An 18164-nucleotide genomic window follows, 5' to 3' on the forward strand; every position below is an offset into this window, starting at 1 on the left:
AAACGGTAAAAATGGATTTTTACCGTTTTTTATTTTAAATCATCCTACCATTTATAAGCAAAATCAATCCTACAAAGAACATAATCCAAGAAAGGGTCGAGCTTGTTCTTTGATCAAAAAGCGTTTGAATTTTTCTTAAAGGTTTATTCATAAATCGGCGGAATAATAGATGTAAGCATAGTAGGATGATCCCTGGTGCAATCATTACTAAATTGTATCCTGCCAATAAAGGTAACCATTCATAAAACACTATTTCATTACTCGTTAAAATACCTATTGCCGCGAAATAAGGAAGAGCGGTTGCAACTTCTAAAATAGAAGTTGTGAAACCTAAAGCTACCATAGAGCTGACATGTAAAGATTTTGGTTTAGGGGATCCATTTGCCTTTCTTTTTGGAACTAACCAACTGCCAATAAATAAAATTCCCCCTACCATGGTCATGATTAATCGAGCTGAGTAACTATCTAGCAAATTAGAAATAGGGTTGAATATGACACCTAGACCTAACATTAAAAAAATCCCAGTACTAAAGTAAAACAACCCAACAGTCATTAAATAGGTTAATAAAAGGCGGATCTGCTGTTTTTTAGCCACAAGCAATACATAGACGGATACACCAATTATAGAAGGACTAAACATGTCTAACAAAGCTAAGGTACCAATCAGTAGCAACATTTCTATGTTCATGATTGTGACTTTCCTAACGCCTGTTTTTTTGTTTCATAAACATGAAAAGCCTGCTCTATAAAATGTAGAAATTCTTCCTCTAAAGGATATAATCCTATTTGTTCAGATTTATAAGTAGATTTTCTTATCGTCCACATCTTCTCTAAAAATTCATCATTTCCGTTATATTCTACCTCGGCTTTTTCCATCATTCGTTTAATAATAAACTGCACGGAATCGGCTTCAGGGCTTTCCTTATGAAGCTGCTTTAATTGACCTAATAAACCAATCCACTCTAAAGAATTAGGATCATCTTTATTTAAATTGGGTAATTTTCTAAATAGTTCCATTTCTGTAGCTGCAAAAATCTGCTGGCGGAAGGCTTGCTTATTATCTCGTTCTTGATTTGAAAGCTTAATGTACTTTTGGATAAGGGACTCTGTCAACCCACCTTCGATAGACGAAGCATTCTTTAATCCAAGAATAGTGTTCTTCATTTGCTGTAGTTTCTTTTGCTCTTCTGCTACAAAAGCTAACTGATGGTCTAAACTTGCTTCCCAGTTCCATGAATTATTGATAAGCGTCTGAATTTCTTTCAACTTGAAGCCCAATGCCTTTAAAAATACAATCTGTTGTAACGTTTTGAGTTCGTTCTCTCCGTATATCCTATGTCCCCCCTCAGTCTTTGCTATAGGAAGTAACAAGCCGATCTCCTCATAGTAACGTAACGTTCGAACAGAAATGCCAGTTTGTTTTGATACATTGTGAATCGTAAGCAAGGTAATCACTCCTCCTCTCTGTTAATGACATTATATAAAATGACGTAACGTCACTTTCAAGAGGGATTGTAAAACTCCTTTCTTGGAATCTCTATAACTTAGGAATATAATGGGTGTGTAACTCGAAATTTGTCAAATAACTCGGAAAATATATAGACTACTATAGAAAGAAGGGACATGAAAAGTGGGAACTGAAAATTCCGATCGTTTCCTGACAGCGTTTAATCGAATAGATCATAGACTGAGAGATATTGTAGGTGCGAAGGATTTTATGCCTTTTTATCGGCTGATTGATCAAGCAAAGAAAAAGGATGTCTTGGTGAAGAAATATGAAGATGATCTCCGCTCATATGCGGACTTACGAAATGCGATTGTTCATCATCGTACATCATTACATTATGTGATTGCAGAGCCACATACTGATGTTGTAGAACGAATTGAATACATAGATGCTACCCTTGCTAAGCCAACGCTTGTGGGGCAAATGTTCCGTAAAAGAGTATTGATTTTTCAAGAAAATGATTCTTTAAAACATGTTTTAAAAGTGATACGTCAGCGCAAATATACACAATTTCCTGTTTATTATAATAAGCAGTTTAAGGGGCTCATCACAACAGTAGGAATCACAAATTGGCTTGCGTCAAAGATGGGTGGTGATCATTTACCGAAAAGAATACCAACACTGCATGATATCTTATTGCATGAGAAAAATAGAGTGAATTACAAATTTGTCAGTAGAACGATATCCATCTATGAGGCTGAGGAAATATTTAAACAAGGAGTCGAAAGAGGGAGACGCTTTGAGGCATTATTAATAACGGAGCATGGTCAACCACATCAAAGATTACTCGGTATTATTACGCCCTTAGATATTGTCAAAATTGATTAACAAAAAACGAGACTAGACAAGCAATTAAGGGCTTGAATGTCTCGCTTTATCTTTTAAGCTGATGTACAAGGAACCATTTGTTTGGACTTGAGCAAAATAAACTTCTTCTACAGAATGCACATTTTGCTTTTTCAATTTCTTTATTACCCAGTCTTCTGTCAGCTCAAGTTCAACAATATTCTCGGTAATAAGTTGACCATCAGAAATAACTTCAGTAGGAAGGTAGGTAGGTGGTGATACATCGGCTTTAACATCCTGCTTTGTAGCCACTTGTTCAGAGGTTTTTTGTAGCACACTGAGCTTTCCATTTGTTTCTAGTAAAGCATACTCAACGTCCTGTACGGAGAAAATGGCTTGTTCACGTAACATCATTGTAAGCTCATCTAGATGAAGACGGTTTTTTTGTAGTGCTGATTCTAATATAAGACCCTTTTGAATAACAATTGTTGGTTTATCATCAATGAGAACGCGAGCTTTTTTAGATTTAATCGTAATAACGGTCATCAAATACGTTAAAGCACTCCACCAAACGAGAGAAATCAAACCATCTAAAAAAGGTGTTTCTTCCTGAGAGGCAATTTCTGAAGCGATCGACCCAAATGTAATACCTGTAATGTAATGGAAAAACGTTAACTGGCCTAATTGTTTTTTACCAAGTAGACGTGCCAGAATTAGTAAGGCAAAAAACGAAAGTGTTGTTCGTAGAATCATTTCCCAAAAGTGAGCATGAATAAAGCTTTCCATGCATATATCAACTCCTTTTACAGCTGTCGAACTATAGCTTGTGCAAAATGGTCGATAGTATGCGACAATCATGTTTAAACAAAATAAGAGTGAGGTGGCAACATGAATAAACAATTAAATGTAACCAATCCAATCTATCCAATAATGATTGCAATCGGTGTTGCTCACCTAATAAATGATACGATGCAAGCTGTTATCCCAGCGATGTTTCCGATATTTAAGAGTGAATTAGGATTGACCTTTACACAAATTGGAATGATTTCTTTTGTATTAAACATATTTGCTTCTGCATTGCAGCCTGCGGTAGGCTTTATCAGTGATAAAAAACCAATGCCTTATGCTTTACCTATCGGTATGATTAGTTCATTTATAGGGATTGCTATTATAGCGTTCACAACGCAGTATTGGATTATTATTATTGCGGTATTATTTATAGGCTTCGGGTCAGCTATTTTTCACCCTGAGGGATCGAGAGTTTCCTTTATGGCAGCTGGATCTAAACGAGGACTTGCGCAGTCAATTTATCAAGTGGGGGGAAATTCAGGGCAAGCACTAGCACCATTAATTAGTGCTTATATCTTTGATATTTTAGGGCAACGTGGGGCTGCGATCATATTAGTAATTGCAACGTTTGGTATCATTTTATTAAGTAAAATTGCTACATGGTATAAAAAACAATTGGAGCAGGAGCGTGCAACTAAGAAAAAGCGTGTACTCGTCTCAACATTGCCTCCATTAACAAAGAAACAAGTAGGAATCGCATTAACATTATTATTTACAATTATTTTTGCACGATCATTTTATACAACAAATATAACAAGTTTTTATGTGTTTTATCTAATGGATCACTATGAGGTCAGCCTTCGACTAGGGCAAATATTAATATTCACCTTCATGGCATTTGGTGTAGTAGGTACCTTTTTCGGAGGTTCTTTATCAGACCGTATTGGTAGGAAAAATGTCATTATCCTTTCTGTAGTTGGCCCTATGCCATTTTGTTTAGCATTGCCATATGTACCATTATGGGCGGCTATGATATTTTTAGTTATTATTGGTACGTTGATTATGATTAGCTTCTCCGTAACGGTGGTCTATGCGCAAGAGTTAGTCCCAACAAAAATTGGCACCATGGCAGGTTTAACAACAGGATTTGCTTTTGGAATGGGCGCAATAGGGGCAATGGTTATCGGCGTTTTAATGGATCATAAAGGCATTGATTTTACAATGATTGTTGTTTCATTATTACCTTTATTATTACTAGTTGCCTTCTTCTTACCGAAAGATAAACCTGCTTCAGCTGCTGTCTAATAAAAAAAACGCGTATCTACGCGTTTTTTTATTGTCTTAATGGAGCTAAAAATTCTGCTGGCAATTTTTCCTGATCAATTACATAGCCCTCTGAAATATGAACTTCATGCATTTTATCGTTGTAAGTAAATTTAAAGATGCCATTGTCAAAATCTGTGCCAATTTCTTTGAAGAATATACCTTCAATCGATACATACTTAGGACATGTAAATGCTACTTTAAAGTTCTCCTGTTCTTTAATTAAGTAAGCACGTACTCCTTTTTCATATGTTTCATTTGCATCATCATCGGTTGGGCGTTGAACAGCTACGATATGAAAATCAACAAAAGGGACTTCCTTTAACAGTACGTTTAAGAACGAACCTTTAGTGATTTCCTCCCAACGGCTTTGTGCGCTTTGCCCTACGATAATTTGTGAAATACTATAATTCTTCGCGACCTCTGCAATAACCTTTTGTATGGGGCGTTTTTCATTATCTTGCAAAATAAATTTTTCAACCTCAAGTTCATCTGATAACTTTTTCCATTGCTCTATATAACTAGATTTCTCTGCGTCAAATGCATCAAGGGGTTGCGAATCGACTGAAAGAATATAGAGTGGGCAATCAAGCATTGTGGCCATCTTATGACCACGACGAATCAAACGTTCGCCATTTAAGCCGTAATAAACACAAACTAATATACTTTCATCCAAACGCCCTTTTACATGCTTCATAAAAAATGTACACCTCTTATCTGTTGGTATTTTGTTAATTTCACTGTTGATTTTGAAAAAATTATCCTAAAACAGCTAAAATCGATGCTGTTACAGTGCATTATGCTCATTTATATTGTATACTTAAAAATGTATAAAAGTTAACGAAAATGTATTGGAAAACCCTTGAAGGATTAAGCTTAAATCGATAATTAGAGATTATTTAATTTATGCATTCTGTGCATCTATGCTAATTTGCTTTCATATGCCACACTATTATGCAGTGAGTTAAATAGATAGTCAAGTGTCTTCATTATGCTGATATTAACTGAGTTGTAACTGTATAAATTATCTGATTTTCCACAAGTTATTTAGGCTTGCATCGGGTTAGAAGTGACTAAATAACTAAAATAACCGTTTTTATAAACAATTAGGCACTTTAATACCCCACCACATTCCATTAATAAATTTCAAGAATACATCTAATATGTTCCTTAGCTTGAACAAATTTCTAAAGTCTTAGCACTTTACATGCCCATCACCACAAAAATTTGCTAGATGATTTAGATAGTAGGAGGTTTTCATTTGGTCACAGTTCTCATTGCGATACTTTTGCCATTTGTTTGTGCTGCTCTAATTCCATTGCTTTACAGGCGACTAAGGCGTGTCACACATCTTGGCTGGTTTGTTTTATCTGTTCCATTCATCTTGTTTCTTTTACTCGCTCGCTATATTCCTCAATTAGCCGAGGGTAAAACCTTTATTCATACATATGAGTGGATTCCCTCTTTTAATATAAATTTCACAACTTACCTAGATGGACTCAGTATGATTTTTGGTCTGCTGATTACAGGTGTAGGTAGTTTAGTCATTTTATATTCTATTTTTTATTTATCAACGAAAGAATCTCTTCATCATTTTTACTGCTATTTATTACTATTCATGGGCGCTATGCTTGGCGTTGTTTTTTCAGATAACCTAATGGTATTATACACATTTTGGGAATTAACGAGTGTGTCATCATTCCTATTAATCGCATTTTGGCATCATAGAAAGGCTTCTCGGGCAGGTGCTAAAAAAGCGATGATGATTACCGTCTTTGGCGGACTCTCAATGCTTGCGGGTTTCTTAATGCTCTATGTAGCTTCTCATACATTTAGTATTCGTGAAATTGTAGCTAATGTAGAGGTTATACGAGATCATACCTTATTTACGCCAGCGCTTATTCTAATTTTACTAGGGGCTTTTACAAAATCTGCACAATTTCCATTCCACATTTGGTTGCCTGATGCTATGGAGGCCCCAACACCTGTTAGTGCTTACTTACATTCCGCAACAATGGTGAAGGCAGGCATTTATTTAGTTGCTCGTTTTTCACCGGTTTTTGGAGGAGAGGCAGTATGGTTCTGGCTAGTTAGTGTTATCGGCCTAGTTACATTATTCTGGGGCTCCTTTAATGCTGTCCGTCAGACGGATTTAAAAGCATTATTAGCCTTTTCAACAGTGAGTCAGCTTGGTTTAATTATGAGTCTCTTTGGTCTTGGGTCTGTTGGTCATTATTATGGCTATGAGGAAAACTCGATTCTTTACACCCAAGCAAGCTTTGCAGCGCTATTTCACCTTGTGAATCATTCGACCTTTAAAGGAGCTTTATTCATGATGGTTGGAATTGTCGATCATGAAGTAGGTACCCGTGATATTCGTCGTTTAGGTGGCTTAATGTCTTTCATGCCTATCACTTTTACAATTGCTGTGATTGGTAGCTTCTCAATGGCAGGACTGCCACCATTTAATGGCTTTTTAAGTAAGGAAATGTTTTTTGCAGCAGTATTGGCTATTCGTGATGTAGAAGCATTCTCTATTGCTGATATAGGGCTGTTTTTCCCTATAGTAGCATGGGTGGCAAGTATCTTTACCTTTGTCTATAGTTTAATTTTAATTAGTCGTACATTTTTGGGTAAACTACAGCCAGAGAAGATTGATAAAAAACCACACGAAGCTCCACTTGGCATGTTAATATCGCCAATTATTTTATGCTTGTTGGTAGTTGGTATCTTTTTCTTCCCTAATATATTAGGTCATTATATTTTAGAGCCTGCTATGGCTAGTATTTATCCAACATTCCCAACTACAAGTGAGTTAACACCACATATTCATGCATGGCATGGCATCAATGCAGAGTTATTGATGACAGTAGGTGTCATTATTATTGGAATTATCTTATTTAAAACATTAAAAAGCTGGAAGCCACTTTATCGTCTATTTTCACAAAAGTATACGTTTAATACGTATTACAATCGAATGATAGAGATGAGTGAAAATGGCTCACAGAAGCTTACCAATAAATATATGACAGGTAATTTAACACATTATTTTGTCTATATATATGTATTTTTTGTTGCACTTATCGCTGGTTATTTTGTTTGGTCAGATGCCATGACCTTTAATTTTGACAAAGATTCCGCTATAGAATCCTACGAGTTAATCCTTGTGTTTGTCATGATTTTTGCTGCTGTTTGGATGATTTTCGCAAAGGGTCGGGTGACAGCCATGTTGCTAAATGGTGTACTAGGCTATTCTATTGCTTTCTTCTTTGTTATTTTCCGTGCACCAGACCTAGCTTTAACACAATTAGTTGTTGAATCAGTCACAACAGCTTTATTCCTTTTATGTTTTAAATATTTGCCAGATTTAATGCCAGAGCTACCACGTAAAAGGGTTCAATGGTCAAAAGCATTGATTTCTATTTTTGTTGGTGCAACTGTAACTATTGTTGGTTTAGCCGTCGTACACTATGATCGCTTTGAACCAGTGGCTACTTACTTCAATGATGCCTATGAATTGGCTGGCGGTTCCAACATCGTTAATACAATACTAGGGGATTTCCGTGCTTTTGATACGATGCTAGAGGTTGTTGTTCTTCTAATTGCTGGCTTAGGGGTCTATGCTCTGACAAAGCTTAAGCCACGAAAGGAGGAAGCAGATCATGAAAATTAATGATGTGATTTTAAGGACCGTCACCAAAGCGGTCGTGTTCATTATTTTAACACTCGGCGTGTATTTATTCTTTGCTGGGCATCATGCTCCTGGTGGTGGCTTTATAGGTGGTCTGGTGTTAGCCTCAGGCATTGTTTTGTTATATCTAGCCTATGATATTGAAACTGTTCATAAGGGGATGCCTTTCGACTTTAAAAAGGTTGCAGCTCTTGGTGTATTGCTTGCAACTGGAACAGCAATAGGTTCGTTGTTTTTCGATGTCCCATTTTTAACACAAGCACATACGTATATAGATGTTCCTATCTTTGGGAAAATGGGCTTTTCAACTGTCACTATTTTTGAAGCAGGTGTGGCTTTAACAGTGGTGGGGGTTGTTGTAACAATTATTTTAAGTATAAGTGAGGATGAGTAGCCAATGGAGTCTTTAATACTTGTTTTAGTAGGTATATTAGTAGCTGTTGCGACGTACTTAATCCTCTCGAAGCAGTTATTGCGTGTTATTTTAGGCACCGCTGTTTTATCTCATGCTGCCCACTTACTGATTTTGACTATGGGAGGTTTAAAAAAAGGGGATGTCCCGTTATTAGGAGAATCAGAGGGACCATATACAGATGCATTACCTCAAGCATTAATATTAACAGCGATTGTGATTAGCTTTGCTGTCACTGCTTTTGTTCTCGTTTTAGGGTATCGCGCGTACAAAACAAATGGTTCAGGGAATTTTGATGAATTGAGAGGTACGCCTGATGAGTAATATGATTGTTTTACCATTAATTGTACCAGTAATTACGGCTATTTTACTGGTGTTTTTAAAAGAGCATGTGACGCTACAACGTATCATCAGTTTATTGACATTGAGCTTTATTATTATCATTAGCGTCATTTTATTAGTAGAGATTCAAGAACAGGGTGTGATGCGCATTGATTTTAGTGGATGGGCACCACCATTTGGAATCTCATTTGTAGCCGATTCATTTGCGACACTATTAGTGTTAGTTGCAAATATTGTAGCCCTCATTTGTATGCTATATGCAATTTTTACAATGGAGCTAAGATATGAAAAAATGTATTTTTATCCATTTACCTTGCTGATGATAGCAGGTGTCAACGGCTCATTTTTGACGGGCGATATTTTTAACTTATTTGTGTGTTTTGAAGTAATGTTGCTCGCTTCCTATGCATTGATTAGCTTAGGTGGCGAAAAAATTCAGCTACGTGAAGCATTGAAATATGTGCTCATCAACATTGTTGCCTCTTGGATTTTCTTAGTGGCACTAGCTTTTCTGTATGGAACGGTAGGCACATTAAATATGGCACATATTTCAGTTCGTGTAATAGAGGCAGGAGCTAATCCTCTTATTACAACAGTAGCGCTTATTTTCTTAATCGTCTTTAGCTTGAAGGCTGGACTTTTATTATTCTTCTGGTTGCCAGGATCTTATAGTGTACCACCAACTGCCATTGCTGCTTTATTTGCTGCTTTATTAACAAAGGTAGGGATGTATGCACTTGTACGTTCCTTTACATTGCTGTTCCCTAACAATCCTGAAGTCACACACACAGCTCTGGGCATCATGGCTGGACTCACAATTATAGCAGGCTGTATCGGTGCACTTTCAGGTCGTGATGTTAGAACAATAGCCTCTTACAATGTACTAATTGGCGTTGGTTTTATAATAATTGGGCTAGCTGTAGGCACAGAGTCAGCCTTACAAGGTGTTATCTACTATTTAATGCACGATATGATAGCTAAGGCTATGTTGTTCTTAGCTGTTGGCATGATGATATATCTCACTGGGGAAACAGTAATTGATAAGATGAGTGGACTTATTCGTAACTACCCCTTTTTTGGATGGTTGTTCTTTATAGCAATGTGTTCACTAGCTGGTATACCCCCACTGAGTGGTTTTTTAGGAAAGGTTTTAATTGGACAAGGTGCGATAGAAGGTGGCCATTTCGTTCTATTAGGTCTAGGGTTTTTCTCTAGTTTAATTGTTTTATATTCATTGTTAAGGATATTTCTTTCTTCCTTTTTCGGCGAAACCATTATTAGCTTAGAGGATGAAAAACCTTTACCTAAACGTATATTGTTGCCATTAACATTACTAGCTGTTTGCACATTTGGGTTAGGTATTGGGGCAGAAAAACTGGCACCATTTGTCACAGATGCGGCTGAAACACTTTATACACCATCTATCTATATCGATGCAGTTTTAGATGGCGAACAATGGCAAGGTGAGGTGAATAAATAATGGCGATGCAGTTTATTTTAAATTTATTTATCGCAACACTTTGGTTACTTCTACAGGATGAAGTGACACCACAATTTTCAACATTTTTAATGGGTTTTGTTGTAGGTATGGGTATTCTATATGCGATGCATCGCTTTTATGGTACTCAATTTTACATGAGGAGAGTCTTTTCCATTATCAAGTTATTATGGCTGTTTAACTGGGAGCTATTTTTATCAAGCTATAGTGTATTAAGACAAATCACTACACCTAAGCTAAATATTACACCGGGTATTTTCACATATAAAACTGTATTAGAGGGTGATTGGGAGATTACAGCTCTTGCCTTACTGTTAACGTTAACACCTGGCTCTGTCGTCATGGAGGTATCGGAAGAGGGAGATGTCTTTTATATTCATGCTATGGACATCGAACAGTCAAAGGATGCTGTTATACGATCAATTGGAAAATTCGAACAAGCGATAATGGAGGTGACACGCTAATGATTAACAATATATTACTTCTTGCACTTGCTTTCTTCAGTATTTCCATTGCGCTGTCGTTATATCGTGTTATCCGTGGTCCGTCAATGCCTGATCGAGCGATAGCTCTCGATACAATTGGTGTTAATTTATTATCGGCTATTGCCATTGTCTCTATTATATTGAAGACTAAAGCATATTTAGAAGCTATTCTTATTTTGGGCATTTTAGCGTTTATCGGAACGATTGCATTTACAAAATATATAGAAAGAGGTGTGATTGTTGAACGTAAATCAAATGATTGAATGGGCAGCAGTTATCCTTATTCTTATAGGTTCCATTGTGAGTGTTATTAGCGCATTTGGGATGATTCGCCTACCAGATGTCTATACACGATCACATGCTGCTACGAAAAGCTCTACATTATCGGTTTTAACCTGTTTGTTAGGAGCGTTTATCTATTTCTGGGTGCATGACGGTTTTGTTAGTGTACGGCTCATTTTAGGTATTCTTTTCGTCTTTGTGACAGCACCCGTTGCAGGGCATTTAATTTGTCGTGCTGCCTATCGTTCTCGCGTTCCATTAGCAAAGGACTCTGGTGAAGATGAATTAAAGTCAAAATTGTTCCCTGAAGAGCATACGATAAAATAGAAGGAGGACTGTTTGCCCTAAAGCAAACAGTCTTTTTAGTGCAAAATAATGAAAATAGTAGAACTGCAAAATTGATGAATAGATTGTTCAAAGAGAGTGGCGAAATCCCTGCACAAAAGATGAGAGAGCACTGGCTTAAGATAGCAAACATTGGACATTTCTTAACATTCAAGTGGATTCTAAATAAGTGAAAGGGAAGTTGATTGGTTAAATCAACTTCCCTTTCAAATTATTCTTGAAAAACCAATTGATACCCAGAGCCTCTTACCATAACGATTTTAGCTGTATGACCTGGAATCGTTTCAAGTTTTTTTCTTAAATTGCTGATATGAACTCGTAAGGCTTGTGTTTGTCCAAAGCTATCCTCGTCCCAAATAAGTCGGTACAGCTCAGCAGCTGGAAAAGCTTGATTGCAATGCTGTGCTAAAAAGAATAAAATTTGGAATTCCTTTGTTGATAAAGTTAATACAGTATCACCAATTGAAACTTTTCCTGAGTGTATATGGAAGTGTAATGTATGAATAATTTTGATTCCCTCATTTACGGAAGTATGTTCAATTGGTTGCATCAACTTTTTATGTTGCCTTCGTTCAAGTAGCCGCTCAATTGTTTTTAAGAGTCGGTTGTGGTCAATGGGCTTTAAAATATAATCTATAGCCTGTACATTAAAGGCCTCTAAAGCATAATTTTCGTAAGCTGTAACAAAGACAATATCTATATAGCTTGAGACATCTTCTATTTTAGAAGCAAATTCAAGTCCAGTCATTTCAGTCATTTCAATGTCTAAAAACAATATATCAGGTTTTAACATATCAATATTTACTAAACCATCTTTTGGATTCTGGAAGGTTCCAATAATCTCAATAGAGCCACTTGCCTTTAGCATGGATTCTAATAAACGAATGGCTAAAATTTCATCATCTATAATAACTGCTTTTAACAAGCTGCTCACATCCTCTATAAAGTAATTATTGGAAATCTAATTTCAACAGTCGTTCCTTTGTTTTCGTGGCTATCAAAATGGATAGTAGCGTTGTCGAATTTTTTTAATCTTTTGGAAATATTTAAAATACCAATGCCTTGACTAGCTGTTTTCTCACCATTTTGAATTTGCCTTAAAAGCTCTGAAGATATCCCAATGCCGTTGTCAATCAGTTGGAAAATCACCATATGCTCTTCCTGCCTTATAACTAATAGTAGCTCGCTAACCTCTTTTCTGACTTTCAAACCATGAAGAAGGGCATTCTCTACTAAAGGCTGAAGCAGTAAAGGAGGAATAAGACATTGGATAGGCTCATCCATGCAAATATTAAATTCTAATTGCTCAGGATATCTAGTACGATGAATATTTACATATGCCTCAATAAGACTAAGCTCCTTTTCCAAAGGGACAAGACTGTTGGCATTTTCAAAGGCAAAACTGTTACGTAAAAATGTAGCAAAATCTGTAATCATTGCCCGTGATTTATCTAAGTCTAAATAGCTTAGGGACAGAATGGAATTTAAGACATTATAAATAAAATGCGGTTTTATTTGTGCTTGTAAAAACGCAGTTTCCATTTTCACAGCTGTTTCTGCAGACTCCTTCAATAAAAGAAGATTGCGAACCCTTGTCATTAGCTCGGTAGCATCTAAAGGTTTATGTAAAAAATCATTTGCTCCAGATTGAAAGGCTGCAATCATATCCTCTGGGCGAACCGCCGCAGTCAACATTAGAATAGGTAGCTCTGTAGACGTGTAATGTTGCCTAACCTGTTGACAAATCTCATAGCCAGAAATTGTGGGCATCATTATATCTAAAATTAATAAATCAATACTAGGTTGTTGTGTAAGGTACTCAAAAACATGGTGTCCATTATCAATTGCTATAATGGAATAGTTTTCTTGTGTCAATATATCTATTAGTACCTTTAAATTAACAGCATCGTCATCTACAATAAGAATTTTTTTCTTTCCTATTTTCTCAACAATATGTGGGAATGTTAGGAAAGGATGCTGGTATGTTTGGATTGGCATTGATGGTAATTCCTCATTTGTCGGCTGACCTTTTCGTAATTTGAATGAAAAGGTAGCGCCTTGTCCGACAATAGAATCAACAAATATTTTCCCACCCTGCCGCTCGACAAGCTCCTTTGTAATATGTAAACCTAATCCACTGCCACCAATTGAATAATTGAATTGTTGGAACGGGTTAAAAATGGTTTTTAAATTTTCTGGTGCTATCCCACACCCAGTATCCTTAACTTCAATCACAAGGAATGACTGTTTCTCATAACAAGTTATATCAATTTTTCCTTCATTTGTATACTTCACTGCGTTATGAATTAAATTATATAAAATTTGGCGAAGACGGTTTTCATCAGCTAGGACAAAGGTTCCCCGTTCTATATGATTATAAATTTTGACATTCTTGCTAATCGTGTAGGAAAGCACTTCTACAGTCATATGTGTAATGGCATATAAATCAACAGATGCCATCCGCAATGTTAATTCATTCTCCTTCAGCTTTGAAAAATCAAGTAAATCATTGACTAAATAGGATAGCCGTTCTGCAATATTGAAAATAAGTGATACTTTTTCTTTTTGTTCGTCCGCTGAGATAGGTAAACTATTATCCTTCAGCATAGATTGTGAAATGCCTATAATGCCATGTAAGGGCGTTTGGAATTCATGAGATGTTTTAGCGAGAAACTCATCCTTTAATTTATCTACACGTATCAGTGCCTCCGTTAGCTTGCCTTTTTCTAAATAAGAATCTGCAAAACGATGAGAAATATATAGGGAAAGCATTGTCAGGCAAATAAATGGCAACAATGGTGGTAGAGCACTCAGTTCAAGATTAATATTTGTATTTAAAGTAGCAACGATAAAATAAAGCAAAATGGCTAGAGAGCTTAATGTTAAATACATTACTCCAGTAGCACGTTTGTAAATTGCTATAATTTGTACATAGAAGATATAAACAATATTTGCGAATACATACAATGAGTTGATATTCTGAAATAGTGAATTAATGGATGTTGGAAGCAATGCAACCAGCATTAGAAGGGTACCTATTGCGCAAAACACTTTCACAACTAAACGATTCATATGTTTTATTAGAGCACGGTAAAAATACAACAATATAAAAAGGCCTACAGCTATACTAGAGATCATTTGCATTTTCTGAAATGGAGCATAGGAAATATTTATAAAGTCTAGTAATAGCTTTTCGCCATGAGTAAGGGTGTAAACCCCACTTGCGAAACAAAATATAGAGAAGTAAAGCTGTTCTATACCAAATTTTGAATAAAGATATGAGCCAAAAAAGTAGATAAACATTGTTAAAAAACCTGCTAAGGTAATTAAATCGTAGAATATGGCACCCTCTCGAAGCTTTGCAATACTAGATTGATCCCCCAAAAAAATGGAGCTAATAATTCCTCCTCCTGGTGCATAATCAAAATTGGCTACATGAACAATCAATTCAAGTTCTTTTTTATCAGGCGAAAAATAAGCGGTATATGGGGTATTGTGGGGTATATAGCTGCTATCCTCAGCTGGCTCTCCACTATGTCCAATTCGCTTTCCGTTAATATACAATGCGTTCGACATTCGAATGTTACTCGTTTTAATTCCTAAAATATCTTCGGTATCATCGATTAAAACCTTGAGACGATAAGTCCCACTTTCAAATACAGGTATTTGTTGCCCATCAATTGTATATTTTGTCCAAGCTGAAGGGACATTAACAAGATAGCTTTGATAGGAATCAAAGGCTTTACCGTCCACTAAATGATTCGGGATAAATTCCCACTCCCCATCTAATTTGATAGGCGTATTATCGTGAAATGAATGATGACGTAAATCCATCACACCTTCAATCGCTTGCGGCCCATGCGACTTAGGTTGAGTTAAGAAAAAGGTAATGCCTGCTATCAGCACTGAGCCAATAATAATTGCGAACAATAACGATAATTTTTTCATCGTAAAAATCCCTTTCAAATGATTTATTTGGATTATACAAGATAACTTACGGCATTAATACAAAATTCCTACTAGCGATGAAATCTAAATATTGCGAGCTTAAAGGATGGCGATAATCTCTATCTCTGAACTGTTGAAATTAAGTTGTTTTTATGATGGAGGAATAAATAATGCTAAAACGGAAAATAGTAAAGTTACTTTGTAAAATGAATGAAAAACAAAAATAAATTGACTTATCAGAAAATTATGCATATAATATTTAGCTAAAATTTTTTTAGTTTATCTTGATTATTATTTCAAAAGAGTATATCTTAATTAGCAGATAGATTTTTTATTCTTCAACATGAATAAATATCCAATCAACTATATTCGAGAAATGTATTCTCATACACAATAAATTATAAATAAAAGGAGTTACAATTTATGAAGAACAAGTTATTCATCATGATGCTGGTACTAGTAATAGGTGTACTTGCAGCATGTGGCACTAAAGACAATAATGCAAGCGATACAGGTTCTACTACGGATACAGAGGGTAAGCAAGTATTAAAAGTTGGTACATCAGCTGACTATGCGCCATTTGAATATGTGGATGCAGCAAAAGGCGAAGAAATTATTGGATTTGATATTGATCTAATCAAATTAGTTGGAGAAAAAATAGGCGTTGATATGCAAGTGCAAGATATGGACTTTAACAGTTTAGTGCCAGCACTTCAAGCAGGGAAAATTGATGTCGTTATTTCTGGTATGACACCGAATCCAGAGCGTGAAAAAGTGGTAGATTTCTCAGATAAATATAATGAAACAGAGCAAGTAATCCTTGTTAAAAAGGATAGCGGTATTAAAAAAGAAGCTGACTTAGCTGGTAAAAAAATAGGTGTACAAACTGCATCTATTCAGGAAAACTTAGGTAATGAAATTGCGAAAAAGGTTGATGTAACAGTAGAAGGACGTACGCGAATCCCTGAGATTGTGCAAGATATGATGTCTAAACGTTTAGACGCAGGTATTTTAGAGGGTGGCGTTGCGAAAGGCTATTTAAAAACGAATGATCAATTAGAGGCTTTCCCAGTGGAAGAACAGCCTGAAGATTTCAAAGCAATCGCTGTTCCAAAAGGAAGCGATTTAAAAGATAAAATTAATAAAGCTTTAAAAGAGCTAGCTGAAGAAGGCAAAATCAAAGAGTTAGAAGAAAAATGGTTAGAAAAAGTTGAATAATAATTGCGTGCGATAGCTCTACTTTTGGGCTATCGCTTGTGCTTTTCATTATTATCCTTTAAGCCTCTTCTAAATTTGTGTTTGGTACAAAAAACAAAGCTACATCATGATGAAAAAGAAAGGAGGGAGCGCTGTGAATTTAGATTTTACAGCTATCGTTCCCTCTATTCCTTATATTTTAAAAGGGATAGGTGTTACACTTCAAATTGCAATCGGTGCATCCATCATTGGTTTTATCGTAGGTATACTTTTAGCATTATGTAAAATTGGTAAAGTGAATTTTTTACGTTGGTTTGCTGATTTCTATACGTCGATTTTCCGCGGTACACCTCTTGTATTACAATTACTAATTATTTATTATGCAGTACCGCAATTACTAGATATCCAAATTGAGCCTATTCCAACAGCTATTATTGCTTTTGGTTTAAATTCAGGTGCATATATTTCGGAGATTATCCGTGCTGGTATCAATGCAGTTGATAAAGGACAAATGGAAGCTGCACAAGCATTGGGTATTCCATATGCAAAAATGATGAAGGATATTATTATTCCGCAAGCAGTAAAAAATATTTTACCATCCTTAGTAAATGAATTTATTACATTAAATAAAGAAACAGCAGTTGTGACAGTAATCAGTGCATTAGATATTATGCGTCGTGCCTACATTGTAGGAGGTTCGACATACCGTTATCTTGAGCCACTACTTTTTGCAGGGGTAATCTATTACATCATGACACTTGTTTTAACGTTCCTTGGCAAACGAATCGAGAAAGGAATGAGAAAAAGTGATTAAAATTGAAGATTTACACAAATCTTATGGGCAGAATGAAGTATTAAAGGGTATATCAACTGAAGTTAAAGAAAAAGAAGTAATTGCTATTATTGGACCTTCAGGATCAGGTAAATCGACATTTCTTCGTTGCTTAAATTTATTAGAAACTCCGACAAGTGGGAAGGTAACGATTGCAGGGGATGTCCTGACAGATAAAGGGACAAATATAATGAAAATACGTGAAGAAGTAGGTATGGTATTTCAGCATTTTCATCTTTTCCCTCATAAAACTGTGCTTGAAAATTTAACATATGCGCCAATCAATGTGAAGGGTTTGGATAAGGCTACAGCTATCAACAAAGCAGAAGAGTTACTAAAGAAAGTAGGTCTGTTTGAGAAGCGTCTAGAATATCCAAATCGTTTATCGGGAGGACAAAAGCAACGTGTTGCTATTGCGCGAGCACTTGCCATGGACCCTAAAGTTATATTATTTGATGAGCCTACATCGGCACTTGACCCTGAAATGGTTAAAGAGGTATTGGCTGTTATGAAAAACCTCGCAGATTCTGGGATGACAATGTTGATTGTGACACATGAGATGGGCTTTGCTCGTGAGGTTGCTGATCGTATTCTTTTCCTTGATGGCGGCAAGCTCATTGAGGATGCTCCTCCAGAACAGTTTTTTTCAGCGCCATCAACACAGCGTGCAAAGGATTTTTTAGAGAAGGTTTTATAATAAAACAACAGGCATTTAGCTTCTCCGTTA

Annotated in this window: 18 protein-coding genes; 12 read left to right on the forward strand and 6 right to left on the reverse strand. The window is 36.0% G+C overall.

The annotated features are described in order from the left end of the window. Window positions 1–34 precede the first annotated feature (34 nt). Window positions 35–688, reverse strand: coding sequence for a GAP family protein (locus NYE73_RS00785; RefSeq protein ID WP_259951220.1), 654 nt, complete (start codon window positions 686–688; stop codon window positions 35–37). After that, window positions 685–1455, reverse strand: coding sequence for a MerR family transcriptional regulator (locus tag NYE73_RS00790; protein WP_319839806.1), 771 nt, complete (start codon window positions 1453–1455; stop codon window positions 685–687). Before NYE73_RS00790 ends, NYE73_RS00785 begins: the two co-directional genes overlap by 4 nt. A gap of 175 nt (window positions 1456–1630) precedes the next feature. Between NYE73_RS00790 and NYE73_RS00795 the strand changes: the two genes are divergently transcribed. Further along, on the forward strand, window positions 1631–2335 hold the full coding sequence (locus tag NYE73_RS00795) for a CBS domain-containing protein (RefSeq protein ID WP_048395772.1): 705 nt from the start codon (window positions 1631–1633) through the stop codon (window positions 2333–2335). Window positions 2336–2359: 24 nt separating this feature from the next. On the opposite strand, the gene NYE73_RS00800 is transcribed toward NYE73_RS00795, so the two are convergent. Beyond that, window positions 2360–3079, reverse strand: a complete 720-nt coding sequence (locus tag NYE73_RS00800; RefSeq protein ID WP_082148191.1) for a DUF421 domain-containing protein — start codon at window positions 3077–3079, stop codon at window positions 2360–2362. Between the two features lie 102 nt (window positions 3080–3181). On the opposite strand from NYE73_RS00800, the gene NYE73_RS00805 reads away from it, so the two are divergent. Then, complete coding sequence (locus tag NYE73_RS00805) at window positions 3182–4387, forward strand: MFS transporter (protein ID WP_048395769.1); 1206 nt, start codon at window positions 3182–3184, stop codon at window positions 4385–4387. A gap of 28 nt (window positions 4388–4415) precedes the next feature. On the opposite strand, the gene NYE73_RS00810 is transcribed toward NYE73_RS00805, so the two are convergent. Beyond that, window positions 4416–5102: a histidine kinase gene (locus tag NYE73_RS00810; protein ID WP_036075307.1), complete on the reverse strand. Its 687-nt coding sequence runs from the start codon at window positions 5100–5102 to the stop codon at window positions 4416–4418. A 564-nt stretch (window positions 5103–5666) separates the two neighbouring features. On the opposite strand from NYE73_RS00810, the gene NYE73_RS00815 reads away from it, so the two are divergent. The 7 genes from NYE73_RS00815 to NYE73_RS00845 are packed head-to-tail and all read left to right on the forward strand — an operon-like array spanning window position 5667 to window position 11442. Continuing rightward, a complete protein-coding gene (locus NYE73_RS00815) occupies window positions 5667–8078 on the forward strand; it encodes a Na+/H+ antiporter subunit A (RefSeq protein ID WP_048395768.1) in 2412 nt (803 codons plus the stop codon). Next, window positions 8068–8490 (forward strand): Na(+)/H(+) antiporter subunit B, encoded by a 423-nt coding sequence (locus tag NYE73_RS00820; RefSeq protein ID WP_004233141.1) that lies wholly within the window; start codon window positions 8068–8070, stop codon window positions 8488–8490. The genes NYE73_RS00815 and NYE73_RS00820 overlap by 11 nt, the downstream gene beginning before the upstream one ends. Before the next feature lie 3 nt (window positions 8491–8493). Continuing rightward, entirely contained in the window at window positions 8494–8832 is a 339-nt protein-coding gene (locus tag NYE73_RS00825) for a Na(+)/H(+) antiporter subunit C (RefSeq protein ID WP_004233143.1), read from the forward strand. Then, window positions 8825–10330, forward strand: coding sequence for a Na+/H+ antiporter subunit D (locus NYE73_RS00830; protein ID WP_259951223.1), 1506 nt, complete (start codon window positions 8825–8827; stop codon window positions 10328–10330). Before NYE73_RS00825 ends, NYE73_RS00830 begins: the two co-directional genes overlap by 8 nt. Next, a complete protein-coding gene (locus NYE73_RS00835; RefSeq protein ID WP_048395764.1) occupies window positions 10330–10812 on the forward strand; it encodes a Na+/H+ antiporter subunit E in 483 nt (160 codons plus the stop codon). The genes NYE73_RS00830 and NYE73_RS00835 overlap by 1 nt, the downstream gene beginning before the upstream one ends. Next, window positions 10812–11096 carry a Na(+)/H(+) antiporter subunit F1 gene (locus NYE73_RS00840; RefSeq protein ID WP_004233151.1) on the forward strand — a complete coding sequence of 95 codons (285 nt, stop codon included), beginning with the start codon at window positions 10812–10814 and terminating at the stop codon, window positions 11094–11096. The genes NYE73_RS00835 and NYE73_RS00840 overlap by 1 nt, the downstream gene beginning before the upstream one ends. After that, window positions 11074–11442, forward strand: coding sequence for a Na+/H+ antiporter subunit G (locus tag NYE73_RS00845; protein ID WP_048395761.1), 369 nt, complete (start codon window positions 11074–11076; stop codon window positions 11440–11442). Before NYE73_RS00840 ends, NYE73_RS00845 begins: the two co-directional genes overlap by 23 nt. A gap of 229 nt (window positions 11443–11671) precedes the next feature. Here NYE73_RS00845 and NYE73_RS00850 read toward each other — a convergent pair whose 3' ends face one another. Together NYE73_RS00850 and NYE73_RS00855 are read right to left on the reverse strand one after the other, a co-directional pair. Further along, a complete protein-coding gene (locus NYE73_RS00850) occupies window positions 11672–12385 on the reverse strand; it encodes a DNA-binding response regulator (protein ID WP_048395759.1) in 714 nt (237 codons plus the stop codon). 14 nt (window positions 12386–12399) lie between these two features. Then, on the reverse strand, window positions 12400–15408 hold the full coding sequence (locus tag NYE73_RS00855) for an ATP-binding protein (RefSeq protein WP_259951224.1): 3009 nt from the start codon (window positions 15406–15408) through the stop codon (window positions 12400–12402). A gap of 423 nt (window positions 15409–15831) precedes the next feature. On the opposite strand from NYE73_RS00855, the gene NYE73_RS00860 reads away from it, so the two are divergent. The 3 genes from NYE73_RS00860 (at window position 15832) to NYE73_RS00870 (ending at window position 18134) form a co-directional block, all read left to right on the forward strand. Continuing rightward, a complete protein-coding gene (locus NYE73_RS00860; protein ID WP_004233155.1) occupies window positions 15832–16626 on the forward strand; it encodes a transporter substrate-binding domain-containing protein in 795 nt (264 codons plus the stop codon). Window positions 16627–16759: 133 nt separating this feature from the next. Continuing rightward, entirely contained in the window at window positions 16760–17419 is a 660-nt protein-coding gene (locus tag NYE73_RS00865) for an amino acid ABC transporter permease (protein WP_036075291.1), read from the forward strand. Further along, on the forward strand, window positions 17412–18134 hold the full coding sequence (locus NYE73_RS00870; RefSeq protein ID WP_054548544.1) for an amino acid ABC transporter ATP-binding protein: 723 nt from the start codon (window positions 17412–17414) through the stop codon (window positions 18132–18134). Before NYE73_RS00865 ends, NYE73_RS00870 begins: the two co-directional genes overlap by 8 nt. Window positions 18135–18164 lie beyond the last annotated feature (30 nt).

The sequence above is a fragment of the Lysinibacillus sp. FSL K6-0102 genome, from assembly GCF_038003545.1.
Taxonomy (GTDB): Bacteria; Bacillota; Bacilli; order Bacillales_A; family Planococcaceae; genus Lysinibacillus; species Lysinibacillus capsici.

Bases quoted from the DNA above. Each gene is read 5' to 3' on its own strand.
- NYE73_RS00785 (WP_259951220.1), bottom strand. From the start codon at position 688: ATGAACATAGAAATGTTGCTACTGATTGGTACCTTAGCTTTGTTAGAC.
- NYE73_RS00800 (WP_082148191.1), bottom strand. From the start codon at position 3,079: ATGGAAAGCTTTATTCATGCTCACTTTTGGGAAATGATTCTACGAACA.
- NYE73_RS00805 (WP_048395769.1), top strand. From the start codon at position 3,182: ATGAATAAACAATTAAATGTAACCAATCCAATCTATCCAATAATGATT.
- NYE73_RS00810 (WP_036075307.1), bottom strand. From the start codon at position 5,102: ATGAAGCATGTAAAAGGGCGTTTGGATGAAAGTATATTAGTTTGTGTT.
- NYE73_RS00820 (WP_004233141.1), top strand. From the start codon at position 8,068: ATGAAAATTAATGATGTGATTTTAAGGACCGTCACCAAAGCGGTCGTG.
- NYE73_RS00825 (WP_004233143.1), top strand. From the start codon at position 8,494: ATGGAGTCTTTAATACTTGTTTTAGTAGGTATATTAGTAGCTGTTGCG.
- NYE73_RS00830 (WP_259951223.1), top strand. From the start codon at position 8,825: ATGAGTAATATGATTGTTTTACCATTAATTGTACCAGTAATTACGGCT.
- NYE73_RS00835 (WP_048395764.1), top strand. From the start codon at position 10,330: ATGGCGATGCAGTTTATTTTAAATTTATTTATCGCAACACTTTGGTTA.
- NYE73_RS00840 (WP_004233151.1), top strand. From the start codon at position 10,812: ATGATTAACAATATATTACTTCTTGCACTTGCTTTCTTCAGTATTTCC.
- NYE73_RS00855 (WP_259951224.1), bottom strand. From the start codon at position 15,408: ATGAAAAAATTATCGTTATTGTTCGCAATTATTATTGGCTCAGTGCTG.
- NYE73_RS00860 (WP_004233155.1), top strand. From the start codon at position 15,832: ATGAAGAACAAGTTATTCATCATGATGCTGGTACTAGTAATAGGTGTA.